General features: G+C 67.7%; 13 protein-coding genes. 6 read left to right on the top strand and 7 right to left on the bottom strand.

The annotated features are described in order from the left end of the window. The first annotated feature begins 61 nt into the window (after nt 1–61). Complete coding sequence (locus tag C7H75_RS21680) at nt 62–895, top strand: IclR family transcriptional regulator (protein ID WP_081205957.1); 834 nt, start codon at nt 62–64, stop codon at nt 893–895. 135 nt (nt 896–1030) lie between these two features. Further along, the gene (locus C7H75_RS21675; protein ID WP_084846716.1) at nt 1031–2032 is read left to right on the top strand and encodes an AraC family transcriptional regulator; all 1002 of its coding nucleotides are present in this window, start codon (nt 1031–1033) and stop codon (nt 2030–2032) included. Nucleotides 2033–2133: 101 nt separating this feature from the next. Here the strand turns inward: C7H75_RS21675 and C7H75_RS21670 are convergent, their stop codons facing one another. From C7H75_RS21670 to C7H75_RS21660, 3 genes are read right to left on the bottom strand one after another with little or no spacing between them, the layout of a single operon-like run. Then, on the bottom strand, nt 2134–3594 hold the full coding sequence (locus C7H75_RS21670; protein ID WP_106851818.1) for an aldehyde dehydrogenase family protein: 1461 nt from the start codon (nt 3592–3594) through the stop codon (nt 2134–2136). Then, nucleotides 3591–4187 carry an NADPH-dependent FMN reductase gene (locus tag C7H75_RS21665; protein WP_081185092.1) on the bottom strand — a complete coding sequence of 199 codons (597 nt, stop codon included), beginning with the start codon at nt 4185–4187 and terminating at the stop codon, nt 3591–3593. Before C7H75_RS21665 ends, C7H75_RS21670 begins: the two co-directional genes overlap by 4 nt. A gap of 18 nt (nt 4188–4205) precedes the next feature. Further along, nucleotides 4206–5339: an LLM class flavin-dependent oxidoreductase gene (locus C7H75_RS21660; protein ID WP_022598103.1), complete on the bottom strand. Its 1134-nt coding sequence runs from the start codon at nt 5337–5339 to the stop codon at nt 4206–4208. Between the two features lie 239 nt (nt 5340–5578). Here C7H75_RS21660 and C7H75_RS21655 point away from each other — a divergent pair, with 239 nt between their 5' ends. The 4 genes from C7H75_RS21655 (at nt 5579) to C7H75_RS21640 (ending at nt 9591) form a co-directional block, all read left to right on the top strand. Continuing rightward, nucleotides 5579–6649: a cupin domain-containing protein gene (locus tag C7H75_RS21655; RefSeq protein ID WP_081121207.1), complete on the top strand. Its 1071-nt coding sequence runs from the start codon at nt 5579–5581 to the stop codon at nt 6647–6649. A gap of 4 nt (nt 6650–6653) precedes the next feature. Further along, entirely contained in the window at nt 6654–7475 is an 822-nt protein-coding gene (locus C7H75_RS21650) for a fumarylacetoacetate hydrolase family protein (RefSeq protein ID WP_022598101.1), read from the top strand. 8 nt (nt 7476–7483) lie between these two features. After that, the gene (locus C7H75_RS21645) at nt 7484–8200 is read left to right on the top strand and encodes a maleylpyruvate isomerase family mycothiol-dependent enzyme (RefSeq protein WP_081187035.1); all 717 of its coding nucleotides are present in this window, start codon (nt 7484–7486) and stop codon (nt 8198–8200) included. Nucleotides 8201–8289: 89 nt separating this feature from the next. Further along, nucleotides 8290–9591: an HNH endonuclease signature motif containing protein gene (locus tag C7H75_RS21640; RefSeq protein WP_106851817.1), complete on the top strand. Its 1302-nt coding sequence runs from the start codon at nt 8290–8292 to the stop codon at nt 9589–9591. Between the two features lie 109 nt (nt 9592–9700). Here the strand turns inward: C7H75_RS21640 and hutG are convergent, their stop codons facing one another. The 4 genes from hutG to C7H75_RS21620 all read right to left on the bottom strand — a co-directional run bounded on the left by hutG (nt 9701) and on the right by C7H75_RS21620 (nt 14926). After that, nucleotides 9701–10666, bottom strand: coding sequence for a formimidoylglutamase (gene hutG, locus C7H75_RS21635; RefSeq protein ID WP_106851816.1), 966 nt, complete (start codon nt 10664–10666; stop codon nt 9701–9703). 21 nt (nt 10667–10687) lie between these two features. Beyond that, nucleotides 10688–11881 carry an imidazolonepropionase gene (gene hutI / locus C7H75_RS21630; protein ID WP_106851815.1) on the bottom strand — a complete coding sequence of 398 codons (1194 nt, stop codon included), beginning with the start codon at nt 11879–11881 and terminating at the stop codon, nt 10688–10690. 57 nt (nt 11882–11938) lie between these two features. Then, the gene (locus C7H75_RS21625) at nt 11939–13381 is read right to left on the bottom strand and encodes a purine-cytosine permease family protein (protein WP_081121202.1); all 1443 of its coding nucleotides are present in this window, start codon (nt 13379–13381) and stop codon (nt 11939–11941) included. Nucleotides 13382–13561: 180 nt separating this feature from the next. Then, the gene (locus tag C7H75_RS21620; RefSeq protein WP_106851814.1) at nt 13562–14926 is read right to left on the bottom strand and encodes an FAD-binding oxidoreductase; all 1365 of its coding nucleotides are present in this window, start codon (nt 14924–14926) and stop codon (nt 13562–13564) included. Nucleotides 14927–14954 lie beyond the last annotated feature (28 nt).

The following is a 14954-nucleotide window of genomic DNA, read 5'->3' as shown; positions in this document are numbered from 1 at the left end:
CGAACGCAGCCGCCCCTAGACCCTCGTGCGCGCGGAACCGTGGAGACAATAGAGTTCTGTCATGCGGAAGAACCCGCCCGCGAAGAAGGCGGCGAAGACGATCACTCGGCCGTCGTACGCGCTCGATTCGGTCGACAACGCGCTGCGGCTGCTGCAGATGTTGCGCGACGTCGGTGCGCTCCGCCTCAAGGACGCCGCCGAGGAACTCGGCACCGCTCCGTCCACCGCGCATCGACTGCTGGCGATGCTGGTCTATCGGGGGTTCGCCGTGCAGGACGAGAAGCGTCGCTACCACCCCGGGCCCGCGATGGGGGTGGGTCCCGCCCAGCAGGGATGGACGCGCGAACTGACCGACATCTGCCGGCCCCACATGGACGCCCTGTCGACGTCGATCGGCGAGACGATCAACCTGGTGATTCGCGTCGGATCGCAGGTGCGGTTCCTGTGCTCGGCCGAGTCGGAATCGATGTTGCGGGTCGGTGACCGGCAGGGCCAGGTGCTTCCGGCGGAACGGACGGCGGGTGGACGGATCCTGCTGGCCGAACTCCCTCGGCAGACCCTCGAGCAGCTCTATCTGCTTCCCGCCGGGGAGCCCGGTCCCGACCCTTCGTCCGAACTCGAGATCGATCGCCGACTCACACCCGACGAGTTCGAGTCCTTCCGCGGTGAACTCGAGGCGGCCCGGGCGGTCGGCTTCGCGGTCAACGTCGAGCAGACGGAGGCCGGTGTGGCCGCTCTCGGTGTCGCCCTGCGCAACGGCAACGGGCAGGCCGTCGCCGCGCTCACGGTGGCGGTGCCCACCACGCGCTACGGGCAGCACGTCGCCGGTCGCCTCGTCGCACAGCTGCGATCCACGGTCCGCGACGTCCAGGTGGAGATCGCCCACATCGGTTGAACCTTCGGCTCGCGAATCGATTTCACGAAGATCTCCCAGAGGGTCGATTCGGATCGTTCCGCTGGCTATCATCGACGATATTGCCGGGGTTTGTCGGGAATCCCCCCGTTAGGAACGACTTTCGTGGAGGTCGGAATGACCCTGCCGTCCTCGGCGCCCGAGCCGCTCCACCAGCACGGGCGATTACGTACCGACGATGTCGACCTGGCTCAGTCGGTGGTGTCCGCGGTGTACGAACCGCACGTGCTCGAGCCCCATGGCGGCGGGCGTCTGGATGCACGCCTGAACGCCGTGCAGAATGGTTCGCTGACGCTAGGCTATCTGACTTACGGTGTGGGAGCGGGAATTACACTGCCACCCAGTGAGCGGTGGTACCACGTGAACATCACCCTGTCCGGCGGAAGCCGGGTGGCGCGGGGTGACTCGGTGCGAGGTGAGACCGCGGCGATGGCGGGGGCGGCGATGCTGGTCCCGCACCATCTCCAGACCATTGAATGGGACTCGGACACCGCACAGTTCGCCCTGCGCGTGCCGCGCGTGGATCTGGAGAGCCATCTCGAGAATCTCACCCGGACACGTATTTCCGACCCTGTCGATTTCGATCTGGTGGTCGATCTGAATTCGACGGCGGGTCGTGGATTGCTTCGTTGTGTCGAATTCATTCGATCCGAATGGGAGGACGGGGGAATTCTCACGCGATACGACAATTCGCGTCGGCATCTGGAATCGCTGACGCTGACCAATCTCGTCATGGCAACGGGTGGGCCGCACCGTGAGTTGTTGGATCGGCCGCTCGGACAGGAGGTGCCCGATGCGCTGCAGCGTGCCGTCGACTACGTGCACGATCACGCGCGGTCGCTGCCGACGCTCGCCGACCTGACGGCGGTGTCCGGCTCGAGTGCTCGCACGCTGCAGAACCAGTTCCTGCGGCACTTCGACCGCACTCCGATCCAGTACATACGAGACGTGCGATTACGGGGGGTGCGTGACGACCTGCTGCATCCGGACTCGCCGGATGTGACCGTCACCGACGTCGCCGCTTCGTGGGGGTTCTACAACCTGGGCCGGTTCTCGTCGCTGTATCGGGAGGTGTACGGGGAGTCCCCCTCGGAGACACTGCGGCGGTGCCGCTCATGATGCTGCGGCGGTGCCGCTCGTGACGCTGTGGCGGTGCCGCTCGTGATGCTGCGGTGGTGGGGGCATCGTCCGGTGTGCCGACGCCCCCACCGGTGCGCGGCTCAGATCACCTGGACCACGTGCTTGTATTCCTGGAACTCTTCGAGCGCTCGGTGGCCGTTGAGCCGCCCGAGTCCGCTCTGCTTGTAGCCGCCCTCTTCGAACTGGTCGACGACGACGGCCCATCCGTTGGTCCACACGGTGCCGGCGTCGAGTGCGTCGGCCATGCGTAGTCCGCGCGCGCCGTCCTGTGTCCACACGGAAGCGGCGAGCCCGTACTCGGTGGCGTTGGCCATCCGGACGGCGTCGTCCTCGGTGTCGAAGACTTCGAACGTGGCGACCGGGCCGAACAGTTCGCGCTGGACGAGTGGGGACTTCACGTCGTCGACGGCGAGGAGTGCGGGCCGGAAGTAGGCGCCGTTGTCGAGGGCGGGGTCGTCGGGCCGCCCGCCGCGGACAAGGATCTCGGCGTCGTCGGCGTGCTCGGTGAGCAGCGCCTCGAGCCGGTCGCGGGAGGAGATGTCGATCATCGGACCCATGTGCGAGGTGTCGGCGTCACCCGGCCCCACGTGCACGTTCGCGAGGGCGTGGACGAGCGCTTCGCGGACCCGGTCCGCGATCGAGCGCTGGACGAGGATCCGGCTGCCTGTCATGCAGAACTGTCCCGTGAACGTGGTGATTCCGGCGACAATCGTGCCTACCGCTGTATCGATGTCGGCGTCGTCGAACACGATCATCGGTGTCTTGCCGCCGAGTTCGAGTGACAAGCGCTTGAGGGTGGCGCCGCCGGCCGCCATGATCTGCCGGCCTACCGCGGTGCTGCCGGTGTAGCTGACGGCGTTCACCTCCGGCGACGACACCAGCAGTTTCGCACCGTCGCTGCCGGACTCCGTGAAGATGTTGAGGACGCCGGCGGGCAGGGACGGGCATTCGGCCAGCAGTTCGGCCAGTCGCGCGTTGACGAGTGCGGTCTGCGCGGCCATCTTCATCACCACCGTGCATCCGGCCGCGAGCGCCGGTGCGAAGGACCGCACCGACAGCACCACCGGCGAGTTCCACGGCACGATGACGCCCGCGACACCGATCGGCTCGGACAGCAGCATCGAGTAGACGCCGTCGCGGACCCGGCCGCCGCGACCGGAATCGGTGAGGGCCTGCGCCGCGTAGTACCGCAGCTTGGACGGTGTCAGTCCGAGCTCGAAGTCGGCTTCCGGAAGGATCTTTCCGTTCTCGCGGGCCAGCAGCATCGCGAGTTCACCGGACGCCGCCTCGATCCGGTCCGCCATCTCCTCGAGCACCCTGGCGCGCAGGTGACGATCGCGCCGCCACGGGTGGGTGACGAACGTGTTCCGGGCGATCCGGACTGCGTCCCGCACCTGGTCGACGTCGGCGTCGTAGAAGGTGCCGAGCGGTTCCCCGGTCGCGGGTGAGAGCGACGTGCCGATGGTGCTCGACGGCTCCCAGCGGCCTCCGATGTAGTTGCGGGCGGTGTCGGCGCGAAGTGTGGACTCGATGGTCGTCATGTGGCTTTCCTTGTCGCCGGGGCCGAGGCGTCGGCAGCCTTCGGCCGGGTGAATCGGACGTGGAGGGGGTCGGGGCCGAAGTGGTGCCCGGGCAGGCGCTCGGCCAGCACGGTCACCTGTTCGACGAGTTCGCGGAGTTCGGCCAGGGCGTCGGGAGCGACGTCGTCGGATGCGAACGTGCGGTCGACGAAGAACGCTCCGTTGGGGGCGGTGAGGGCGCCGAACCAGGCGAGGACGTCACGCAGATGCCGCTCCGCGGAGAGGAAGTGGTGCGGGGCCGCTGCGACGGTGAGGATCCCGACGGGTTTGTTCCGCAGGGCGTCGTTGGGCAGGGCGTCGACGAGCAGTTTCAGGGTGCCGGTGAACGACCCGCGGAACACCGGCGACGCGAGGATCACCGCGTCGGCGGCGCGCACGCGTTCGACGGCGTCGTCACCCCAGAGTGCGACCACGGGGTCGGCGGTGGGTTCGGGGACCAGTCGGTCGACGGCCCAGCCGGGTTGTCGAGCCCGGACGTCGTCCTCGACGCGGCCGAGAGCGCGAGCAAGCTTGCCCGGCGGCGTCGGGCTCCCGTAGACGGTGAGAAGGTTCATGTCACAGTCGCTTCCGGGTCACTGCCGCAGGCCGGCTTCGCGCATGAGCGGCAGCACCCGCTCACCGAAGTATTCGAGTTCCTGGACGTAGTCGAGGAATCCGACCATCATCCCGCCGACGCCGGCCTGCTCCAGCTCGAGGAGCTGATCGACGATCTGCTCCGGCGTACCGATGAGCGGGTAGCCGCCGTAACCGAGGATGAAGCGCTCCTGCATCGCCTTGATCTTGTCGAACGATCCGCTCTCGGATCCCAGTCCGCCGGACACCTGGCGTGCGACGTCCCAGTCACCCTGGTCGAGGATGTGGTCGAGGAGTTGCTTGGTCTCCTTCTCGGTGTCCCGGCAGATGATGTTGCCGTAGCTGAGGATTCCGAGGTCGCTGCCCTGGTCTCGGGCGATGCCGCGCACGCGGGCCGCGGTGTCCTTCGCCTCGGCGGGGTCGGAGAAGGCGATGAAGTTGAAATCGCATTCGCGGGCGCAGAATTCGAGCCCGGCCGGAGAGTTTCCTGCGTTGACCAGTACGGGGTACGGCTGCTGGATCGGCTTGGGGGAGGAGAACGCGTCCTTGATCTCGAAGAACTCGCCGGTGAAGTTCACGCCCTCGCCCTCGGTCCACATGCGCTTGACGACCTCGATCCACTCGGAGCCGTAGCGGTACCGGATGTCGTGCTCGCGTTGGGTGCCGCCGAACATCTCCATCTCGGCCTTGTACCAGCCCATCGTCATGTTGAGTCCGTGCCGACCACCGGAGATGTGGTCGACCGTGACCGACTCCTTCGCGGCAACGATCGGGTGCTTGGTCGGAACGTGAATCGTGGTGAACACCATGATGTTCTCGGTGGCCTCGGCGATACCGGCCGCCCACGCGTGGGTCTCGTAGTTGGAGCCGTTGAAGTTCGTCTCGCCGCCCATACCGCGGTAGCGGGCCACCGGCAGCATCGCCTCGAAGCCGAGGCGGTCGGCCAGCTGCGCGATCCTCTTGCCGTGTTCCCACGTCAATTCGTACGTGGTCTCGGCATGAGTCGCCATGAGCCCGTGGCTGACGTTGGAGCCGAAGATGCCGAGCTTCATCCGGTTGTCGTTGAACATCGCAACGCCGCTGGCGCGGCGGGCCTCGAGCAGGTCTTCGTAGCTCGTCGTCGGGGTGGGCATGTCGTTCTCCTCTGTGGGGGCGGGGCACCGGCCTATCGGTGGGCCGGCGGGTCGGTGGGGGGTGTGCAGGCACGGTAGGCAGGGCGAACGCTGCGGAACTATGCGAGAAGCGCAACCCCACAGGCCGCTTTGCGCAGAAAGCGGTCGAAGTTCCGCACAGCAGAATTAGGTGGGCTTCCGTGTGGCGTCCTACATACGTTGAGGCGGATGCCGCACGCGAGTGCTCACGAGGAGAGTCGATGACTGCCCCAGAAACCCACGATCCCGCGCTGGATCAGCTGTACGCCGATTTCGCGACCGAGAATCTCAATCCGTTGTGGACTCAGCTCGGTGACCTGATGCCCGTGGCCCCCGCATCGAAAGCTGTTCCGTTCGTGTGGAAGTGGTCCACGTTGTACCCGCTCGCGCAGCGGGCCGGGGACCTGGTCCCCGTCGGGCGTGGTGGTGAACGTCGAGCGATCGCGCTGGCCAATCCTGGTCTTGGCGGCGTCCCGTACGTGACGCCGACGCTGTGGGCGGCCATCCAGTATCTGGGTCCGAGGGAAACCGCTCCAGAACATCGCCACTCGCAGAACGCCTTCCGCTTCGTCGTCGAAGGCGAGGGGGTATGGACGGTCGTCGACGGCGATCCGGTCGCGATGCGCCGCGGCGACTTCCTGCTGACGCCGGGCTGGGCCTTCCACGGCCACCACAACGAGACCGATCATCCGATGGCATGGATCGACGGTCTCGACATTCCGTTCGTGAACTACACCGACACCGGGTTCTTCGAGTTCGGGGCCGACGGCGTGACCGACATGTCGACGCCGGACATCTCACGCTCGGAACGACTCTGGGCGCATCCGGGCCTGCGTCCGCTGGTCGGCGTCGACACGAGGGTCAGTTCGCCCATCGCGTGCTACCGCTGGGAGCACACCGATGCTGCGCTGCGTGAGCAACTTGCGCTCGAGGACGAGGGTTACCCGGCCACGACCGAACCCGGCCACGCCGCCGTGCGGTACACCAACCCGACCACGGGCAGCGACGTGATGCCGACGATCCGGGCCGAATTCCACCGTCTGCGCCCGGGCGCTGCGACCCGCACCCGTCGGGACGTCGGCGGCACGGTCTTCCAGGTGTTCGAGGGAGAGGGCTGTTTCCGGCTCGGGGACCAGGCTCACGATGTCGCGAAAGGCGACATGATCGTCGTTCCGTCGTGGGTGCCGTGGAGCCTCGAAACCGGCGGCGGCATCGATCTCTTCGCCTTCTCGGACGCTCCGATCGTGGAGCGCCTGCACTTTCATCGCACCCAAATCTCCGAAGGAGCCTGACCCCATGCGTCTCGCCACACTCCGCCTCGACGGCGGTACCGCGGCCGTCCGCGTCGATTCCGATACCTCCGCGACAGTCGTCGACGGTTACACGGATCTGTCGGCTCTGCTGAGCGACCCGGACTGGAAGGCGGTCGCGGAGCGGGCGGCGGGGGCTGTCGTCGACCTCGCCGACGCCGACTACGCACCGGTGGTCCCGAACCCCGGGAAGATCGTGTGCGTGGGCCTCAACTACGGCACGCACATCACCGAGATGGGGCGGGAGCTGCCGGAATACCCGACTCTGTTCTCGAAGTTCAAAGAGGCGCTCACCGGCGCGTACGACGATGTGATCGTGCCCGCGTACGCGGCATCGCAGCTGGACTGGGAGGCCGAGCTGGCCGTCGTCATCGGCAAGCCGGCGTACCAGGTGTCCGAGGCGGACGCCGACGCCTACATCGCCGGCTACTCGGTGATCAACGACTACACGATGCGCGACTTCCAGTACCGCACGCTGCAGTGGGACCAAGGCAAGACATTCGAGAAGACCAGCGGGTTCGGCCCGGTCCTCGACACCGACTACGAGCTCGGCACGCGCATCGAGACCCGGCTCGAGGGCGAGGTCATGCAGTCGGCCACCACCGATGACCTGGTGTTCACCCCTACGAAGCTCGTCGACTACATCTCGCACATCGTCACCCTGCAGCCTGGTGACGTCATCATCACAGGCACCACCGGCGGTGTGGGTCATGCCCGCAAGCCCGCCCGCTACATCGGTGACGGGGATACGGTCGAGGTGAGCATCGAGGGACTCGGCTCGGTGCGCAACAAGACCATCGTCAGGTAGGAGCGTTCGTGACCTTCAACGATCTGGATCTGGCCGAGCGCCTGGATATCGCGCGAGAGGGCACCGCGTACTTCGCGCAGAAGCTGGCGGAGCTGTCGGACGAGGAGATGCCCGGTCCGAGCCTGCTCGACGGGTGGACGCGTAAGCACCTTGTCGGGCACGTCGGCTACAACGCCGCCGCGTTGTGCCGGCTCCTCGACTGGGCGGCCACCGGGGTGGAGACACCGATGTACGAGTCGGTGGAGCAGCGGGGACGCGAGATCGACGAGGGCGCAACGCTCAGTGCCGGGTCGTTGCGAAACCTGTTCGTCGAGAAGGCAGCGCAACTCGACGAGAAGTGGCGCGCGCTCCCGGACGCCGCCTGGGACGCCGAGGTGCGGACGGCGCAGGGGCGGACGGTGCCGGCGTCGGAGACGGCGTGGATGCGCAACCGCGAGGTGTGGATCCACGCGGTCGACCTCGGCAACGGTGGACGGTTCGAGGACTTCCCACAAGTGGTGCTCGGCTCGCTTCTCGACGACATCGTCGGCATGTGGCGACGCAAGGGCGAGGGTTCGGGGCTGGTGCTCGAGGTGGACGATCGGCGGTTCGTCGTGGTCGAGGAGGGTCCGCCGGTCACCGACATGGTCGCGGGACCGCTTGCCGCCGTGGTGCGCTGGGCGTCGGGCCGCGGCGCGAGCGGCCTCACCGCCGGCAGCGAACTGCAGCCGCCGCGCTGGCTCTGAGGCGCCCGAGCCTGCAGGCTGTCCAGGACTTCGATCGACACTTCCGGGTGGGCATTGACTCGAACATGAGTTCGAACTAGGCTCGTCTCATGAATCCGGGGGGACTCAACAATTCGGGCATCGCAGTCGCTTCGCTGCGGCCTGGCGACGTGGGATCGCTCGCCGAAGCGGCCCTTGTGCAGGGCATGGCCGACGTTTGCCGTGAGATCGAACGGCTCCAAGCGTTGCGGGTAGCGATGGCCGCCGAAGTCGATGCGCGTGCAGTCTCGTTCGACACCCTCGGATTTCGTAGCGTCAAGCAGTGGTTGGCTGCGAACACGTTGCTGGAAGTGCCGGCCGCAGCACGGATCCTCGCATTGGGCCGGATGCTGAGCCGGCAGCCCGAGATCGCCGACGCGTTCAATGCCGGAGATATTTCGGCCGAGCATGCCGCCCTGATCGGGAAGTTCTGCGAAACCCCGCCCCGCGGTATGCCGAACGAGGCGTTGGATTCATGTCGGAAGGTGTTGCTGGACGCCGCGTCCGGGCCTACTGCGACCACGATGACCGTGCGCACCTGCATCTCGCGGTTGGAGCGGATCTTCGAATCCGACGAACTGCCACCCAGCGAAGACACCGAACGCAACGAATTCCACGTCTCGAAAACCTTGAACGGACGCGTCGCGGTCAAGGGTGATCTCGATGCGGTGACCGGCGAGATGCTGCTGACCGCGCTGTCGGCGTTGACGAAGCCGCGCAACCCGATGGACGACCCGGCCGGTGCCCGTACGCCGGCACGGCAGCGCGCGGACGCGTTCGCCGAAATCTTGCGCCGCTACCTCGACTCCGGCGACGCGCCGATCGAGGGCGGGGAGCGGCCGCACCTGTCGCTGCATGTGAACGCTGCCGACCTTGCCCGCAGCGAGTCGGCTCACGAGTGGGCGCACACGGATGGCGATCCGGACCTGTTCGGCGACAGAGACATCGCACGCCTGCCTCACACGGGGCCGCTGTCGATCGCGTCCGCTCGCAGGCTCGCCTGCGACTGTCACCTCACCGCCATCGTCATGGACGACGGCGTCCCCTTGAATCTGGGGCGGACGAGCAGGACCGTGTCGAAGAAGCAGCGCCGAGCGTTGATCGCCCGCGACCACGGCTGCGCCTTCCCCGGCTGCGGCGCACCACCCGCCCACTGCGAAGGCCACCACGTAAAGCATTGGGCAGACGGCGGACCCACCGACCTCGACAACCTCGTCCTACTCTGCCGCTACCACCACACCTTGCTGCACCACAGCCACTGGGACGTGAAAATCGGCGCCGAGCGGCACCCGTGGTTCACCCCACCGAGCACCGTCGACCCCTACAAGAAACCCATCCCCGCCCACAACCGCGCGGGACCACACGCGGCCTGACCGCGACAACGGCACGCACTGCCGCCCGAAACCACTGAAGCCGGCACCCTGCAAGAGGGTGCCGGCTACAGGGGAGGGGGAAGAGCGGCTGAGCGGCGACAGGCCCGTTTCAGGCTGTCGGCGGAACGTGCCCGGTGACGATGCGGTGGATCAGCCGCGCCGCAGTCCGGGCGGTGCGGTTGTCGACGTCCAGGCACGGGTTGAGTTCGGCGACATCGACGACAGCGAGCTTGCCGCTCGCGCTCACCCGATCACACACGTGCTGGATGATCTCGAGCGGAACGCCGTAAGCGGCGGGCGCGCTGACACCCGGTGCGACACCGGCGGGCAGGACATCGAGATCGATCGTCAGGTAGACGATGTCGACGTCGCCCAAGAAGTCGGTGAGGAACTCGTCGACCCGGGCGCGATCGGCGACACCGCAGTGATCGTCCAGGAGGTACCGGACCCCGAGGCGGTGCGCAGTGTCGAACAGCACGTTGGTGTTGCTGGGCTGGCTGATGCCGATGACGTCGTACCGGTGGCTGGCACCCGCAGCCTCCTCGGCCTCGGCGATCTGGCGGAATGGCGTCCCGGAGCTCGGGATCGGGTCGCTGCGCAGATCGAAGTGGGCGTCGAGGTTGAGGATGCCCAGACGCGGATGCTGCTGCCGCAGCGCAGATCCGGCGACACCCAGGTAGGTGCCGTACGCGACCTCGTGGCCGCCGCCGAGGACCACCGCGAGCCGTCCGGAGTCGAGTGCCGTCGTCACGGCGCGGCCCAGCGTGTCCTGGCCTTCTTCGAGCCGGTCGCCCGTCACGGCGACGGTGCCCGCATCGGACAGCGCCGTCTCCTTCTCCAGGGCCATCGAGGACAGCGCCTTGCGGAGCGCATCGGGTCCGGCAGCGGCGCCCTGGCGTCCCTTGTTGCGGCGCACGCCCTCGTCGCTGGCGAATCCGATGAGGACCGTGCCGGGGCCCGCGCCGGGACGGTAGGGGGTGACGGCCTGATGCCAGCGAAGATGCTCGGGCCCGAGACCGTCGGTGCGTCCCGACCACGGCCGGGGAGCGATGTCGACGTCGATGTTGTTCGTCATGTCAGCTACCTGCTCCCTCGATCAGTTCGTGGTCGTCGCGAGGACGCCGTCCTTGAACACTTCACGAACCAGCGGCACACCGGGACGGTAGGCGAGATGCAGGTACGACGGGGCGTCGAGCGCGATGGCGTCGGCGCGGGCGCCGATCCGCAGGCTGCCGACGTCGTCGCGGCGCAGTGCCTTCGCGCCGCCCGCGGTGGCCGCCCACACGGCCTCGGCCGGGGTCATGTGCATGTCCCGGACGGCGATGGCAATGCAGAACGGCAGGCTGGTGGTGTAGCAGGTACCGGGATTGCAGTCCGCACCCAGCGCGACGGTGACGCCGGCGTCGATCAGCGCGCGGGCCCCGGGGTACTGGTTGCGGGTGGAGAAGTCGGCCCCCGGCAGCAGGGTCGCCACCGTCGAGCTGCCGGCGAGGGAGTCGATGTCGGCGTCGGTCACGTAGGTGACGTGGTCCACCGAGGCCGCACTCATCTCGACGGCCAGTTGCACGCCGGGGCCCTCACCCAGCTGGTTGCCGTGCACGCGGGGGATCAGACCGTGCGCGACACCGGCGGCGAGGACCGCGCGGGACTGCTCGACAGTGAACGCGCCGCGCTCACAGAACACGTCGATCCACTTCGCGTACGGGGCGCATGCCGGAATCATCTCGTCGACGGCCATGGTGACGTACTCGTCGCCGCGGCCCGCGTACTCCGGCGGCGGGACGTGCGCGGCCAGCAGCGTGACCTCGTCGGTGAACCGGCCCGCGACCTGCACGCTGCGCAGTTCGTCGCGGGTGCTCTGGCCGTAGCCGCTCTTGATCTCGACGGTCGTGCTGCCCGAGCGCAGCGACTCGTCGAGCAGGCGTCGCACGTTCGCGGCGAGTTGGTCGTCGCTCGCGGCCCGCGTCGCCTCGATCGTGGTGCGGATGCCGCCGGCCGCGTACTTCTCGCCCGACATGCGCGCCGCGAACTCCTCGGCCCGCTCCCCGGCGAACACCAGGTGCGAGTGGCTCTCGACGAAGCCGGGCAGCACGGCCCGGCCACCGAGATCGAAACCGGTGTCGGCGGCCGGGGCGTCCGCGGAGTCACCGACCCACGCGACCACGCCGTCCTCGAACACCACCGCTGCGTTCTCTCGGACACCCAGCGGCCCGTCGCCCAGCGAGGGGTCGTTGGTGACGAGGGTGCCGATGTTCGTCAGTGCGGTGGTCCGGGGACCGGTCGTGGTCACGTGAGGCTCCTAGGTGACTTTTGTTCGAGGGGTGGATCAGTGATCGGGTGGCCGGGGTCAGACCCGGCTGTCGACCATCGAGGTGTGGGCGGGGTAGATCATCTCGGCCGGCGGGTTGTTGGTCCGCTTGGCGACCGGGTAGTAGATCGCGCCGGTGAGCACGATGCCGACGATCCACGAGATGTCCGCGCCGCCGAGCATGTCGGTGATCGGGCCCGTGTACATCTTCTGCGCGAGGAACGGGATCTGGGCGAGCACGCCGATCGCGTAGACGATCAGGGCCGGGGCGTTCCAGGCTCCGTAGCGGCCCTTGGGGTCGTACAGCGCCGGGATGTCGATGCGTTCCTTCGAGATCAGGTAGTAGTCGATCAGGTTGATCGCACTCCACGGGGTGAACACCATCAGCAGCACCAGGACGAAGTTCTTGAAGTTGTCCAGGAAGTCGGCGCTCGCGGCGATCGCGATGAACATCGAGATGACGGTGAAGCCGAGGATGTAGAACGAGCGGGCCTTGGTCGAGATCTGTGAACGGCCGTCGAACGCGGTGACGGTGGTGAGGATCGACATGAAGCCGCCGTACGCGTTGAGGACGTTGACCGTCAGCTTGCCGGTCACGATCACCAGGTAGATCAGGAACGCGATGATCGCGGGCCCGGCGAGGTCGCCCATGAAGCCGACCTGGTTGCCGAGGAAGGCGTCGCCGGCGACGGCCGCGACGAGGGCGCCGAAGGTCATCGACCACTGCGATCCGATGACGCTGCCGAGGAAGGTCGACCAGAATGTGGTGCGCTCGCTGGTCTCGCGGGGCAGGTAGCGGGAGTAGTCGGCGACGTACGGGCCGAAGGTCAGCTGCCAGCCGGCGCCGAGCGAGATCGCGAGCAGGAAGGTCACGAAGTCGAAGTCGACGATGCCGACGTAGTCGAGCACGTCGTACTCGAGGAACAGGCGGATCGCCAGGTACGTGAAGCCGACGATGCCGACGACGGTCGCGATCTTGCCGACGATGTGGATCAGCTTGTAGCCGGTGACGGCGACGAACGCGGTGAGCAATCCGAAGATCACGATGCCGATCCAGGCGCTGTCGAGGCCGAGGACCTTGTTCACGGCCTGGCCCGCCAGGACCGTGCCGGTGGCGGCGAAGCCGAGGTACATCAGGATCACGAGCACGAGCGGGATGACCGCGCCCTTGACGCCGAACTGGGCGCGGCTCGAGATCATCTGCGGCAGGCCCATGCGGGGGCCCTGCGCCGAGTGGAGGGCCATCACGGCGCCGCCGAAGACGTTGCCGATCAGCAGGCCGATGATGGCCCACAGGGCGTCGGCGCCGAAGACGACCGCGAGGGCGCCGTCCACGATCGCGGTGATCTGCATGTTCGCGCCGAACCACAGCGTGAACTGGCTACGGGGCGTGCCGTGGCGCTCGTCGTCGGGAACGACGTCGATGGTGCGCCGCTCCGGGGTGAGGAGCACCTCGGAAGTGCTGCCGTCGTCGTGTGTCATTGGGTCTGCTCTTTCTGCGGTGACCGCACCCTGCGGCGGGGTCGACTTCCGGGGGTGATGCCCACCTTCTTCGATGCTTGTGCGCTGGATCACGCCATGCCGATGGGAAATGTATAGGCCTGTATATACAGGCCTGTCAACATCCAGGTTTGTATCCGGATTGTTTGTCCTGGTAACCGGTCAGAAGCCCTTCCCGGGATTCATCAGACCGAGCGGATCGAACGCGGCCTTCACCGCGCGATGGATGTCCAAACCTGTCTCTCCCACTTCGAGCGCCATCCAGCGTCGTTTCAACACCCCGACGCCGTGCTCACCTGTAAGGGTGCCACCCAGCTCGAGCGCGCGCCGGAACACCTCGTCGGCGGCGGTCCAGACGGCGTCCGGGACCGACCCGTCGGCGCGGCGGTCGAACACGAACGTGGGGTGCACGTTGCCGTCGCCCGCGTGCGCGACCGTCATCACCGTGACGTCGTTCCGGCGCGAGATCTCCTCGATCGACTCGACCATCTCCGGCAGCCGGGAGCGTGGCACCCCCACGTCCTCGACCAGGCACTGTCCGAGGCGTTCGGCCGCCGGGTACGCGAGCCGACGAATCTCGAGCAACTGGGCCGACTCGGCGGGATCCTGGGAGAGCGCGACGAAGTCGGCACCCGCCTCGGAGAACAACCGTTCGATCGCGGCGGCGGCCTCGTCGGCATCGGGGCCGTCGGCCTGTGCGATGAGCATCGCCTCGGTGCCGGCCTCGAGACCGATGCGCTTCCACTCGTCGATCGCGACGAGCGTCGCCCGGTCGATCAGTTCGAGCAGGCTCGGTCCGATCCCCGCGCGCACCACCGCGGCGACTGCGTCCGCGGCGGCCCGCAGCGACGGGAAGCTGCCGACGATCGTCGCGGGTTCCCGGGACGGCCGCGGCCGCAGGCGCACGGTCGCGCCGGTGACGATGCCGAGCGTTCCCTCGGAGCCGACGAGGAGCCCGGTGAGGTCGTAGCCCGCGACGCCCTTGACGGTGCGGTGGCCGGTGTGGAGGATGCGGCCGTCGGCCAGCACCACCTCGAGGCCCAGGACGGAGTCCCGCGTGACGCCGTACTTGACGCAGCGCAGCCCGCCCGCGTTGGTGGCGATGTTGCCGCCGATCGTGGAAATCTGGAAGCTGCTCGGATCGGGCGCGTACATCAGGCCGTGCTCGGCGGCCGCCCGGTCGAGATCGGCGTTGACGACACCGGCCTGCACCACCGCCAGTTGATCCGCGGGATTCAGCTCGACGATGTCGCGCATGGCCGCGGTGGACACCACCAGGCAGCCGTCGATCGCGGTGGCGCCGCCGGCCAGTCCGCTGCCTGCGCCGCGCGGCACCACCGGAACCTTGTGCTCCGTGGCCCATTTCAGGGCTGCCGCAACGTCCTCGGTGGAGTCCGCGACGAGCACGGCCAGGGGCAGGCCGGGAACGGCCAGGTGCGCCTCGTCCCGGGTGTAGGCGTCCATGACGTCGGGATCGGTGACGAGCCGGCTCGAGCCGAGCGCGTCGGCGAGGGCGTTGAGAGACATCGGGTTTCCTCGTATCGGTCGGATCGTG

The organism is Rhodococcus (subgen. Prescottella) equi, assembly GCF_003013675.1.
Taxonomy (GTDB): domain Bacteria; phylum Actinomycetota; class Actinomycetes; order Mycobacteriales; family Mycobacteriaceae; genus Prescottella; species Prescottella equi.
The sequence above is the reverse complement of the archived record's forward strand: the minus strand, read 5'-3'. Positions and strand labels throughout refer to the sequence as shown.

Bases quoted from the DNA above. Each gene is read 5' to 3' on its own strand.
- hutG (WP_106851816.1), bottom strand. From the start codon at position 10,666: ATGACGAACAACATCGACGTCGACATCGCTCCCCGGCCGTGGTCGGGA.
- C7H75_RS21650 (WP_022598101.1), top strand. From the start codon at position 6,654: ATGCGTCTCGCCACACTCCGCCTCGACGGCGGTACCGCGGCCGTCCGC.
- C7H75_RS21680 (WP_081205957.1), top strand. From the start codon at position 62: ATGCGGAAGAACCCGCCCGCGAAGAAGGCGGCGAAGACGATCACTCGG.
- C7H75_RS21660 (WP_022598103.1), bottom strand. From the start codon at position 5,339: ATGCCCACCCCGACGACGAGCTACGAAGACCTGCTCGAGGCCCGCCGC.
- C7H75_RS21640 (WP_106851817.1), top strand. From the start codon at position 8,290: ATGAATCCGGGGGGACTCAACAATTCGGGCATCGCAGTCGCTTCGCTG.
- C7H75_RS21665 (WP_081185092.1), bottom strand. From the start codon at position 4,187: ATGAACCTTCTCACCGTCTACGGGAGCCCGACGCCGCCGGGCAAGCTT.
- C7H75_RS21625 (WP_081121202.1), bottom strand. From the start codon at position 13,381: ATGACACACGACGACGGCAGCACTTCCGAGGTGCTCCTCACCCCGGAG.
- C7H75_RS21675 (WP_084846716.1), top strand. From the start codon at position 1,031: ATGACCCTGCCGTCCTCGGCGCCCGAGCCGCTCCACCAGCACGGGCGA.
- C7H75_RS21620 (WP_106851814.1), bottom strand. From the start codon at position 14,926: ATGTCTCTCAACGCCCTCGCCGACGCGCTCGGCTCGAGCCGGCTCGTC.
- C7H75_RS21655 (WP_081121207.1), top strand. From the start codon at position 5,579: ATGACTGCCCCAGAAACCCACGATCCCGCGCTGGATCAGCTGTACGCC.
- C7H75_RS21670 (WP_106851818.1), bottom strand. From the start codon at position 3,594: ATGACGACCATCGAGTCCACACTTCGCGCCGACACCGCCCGCAACTAC.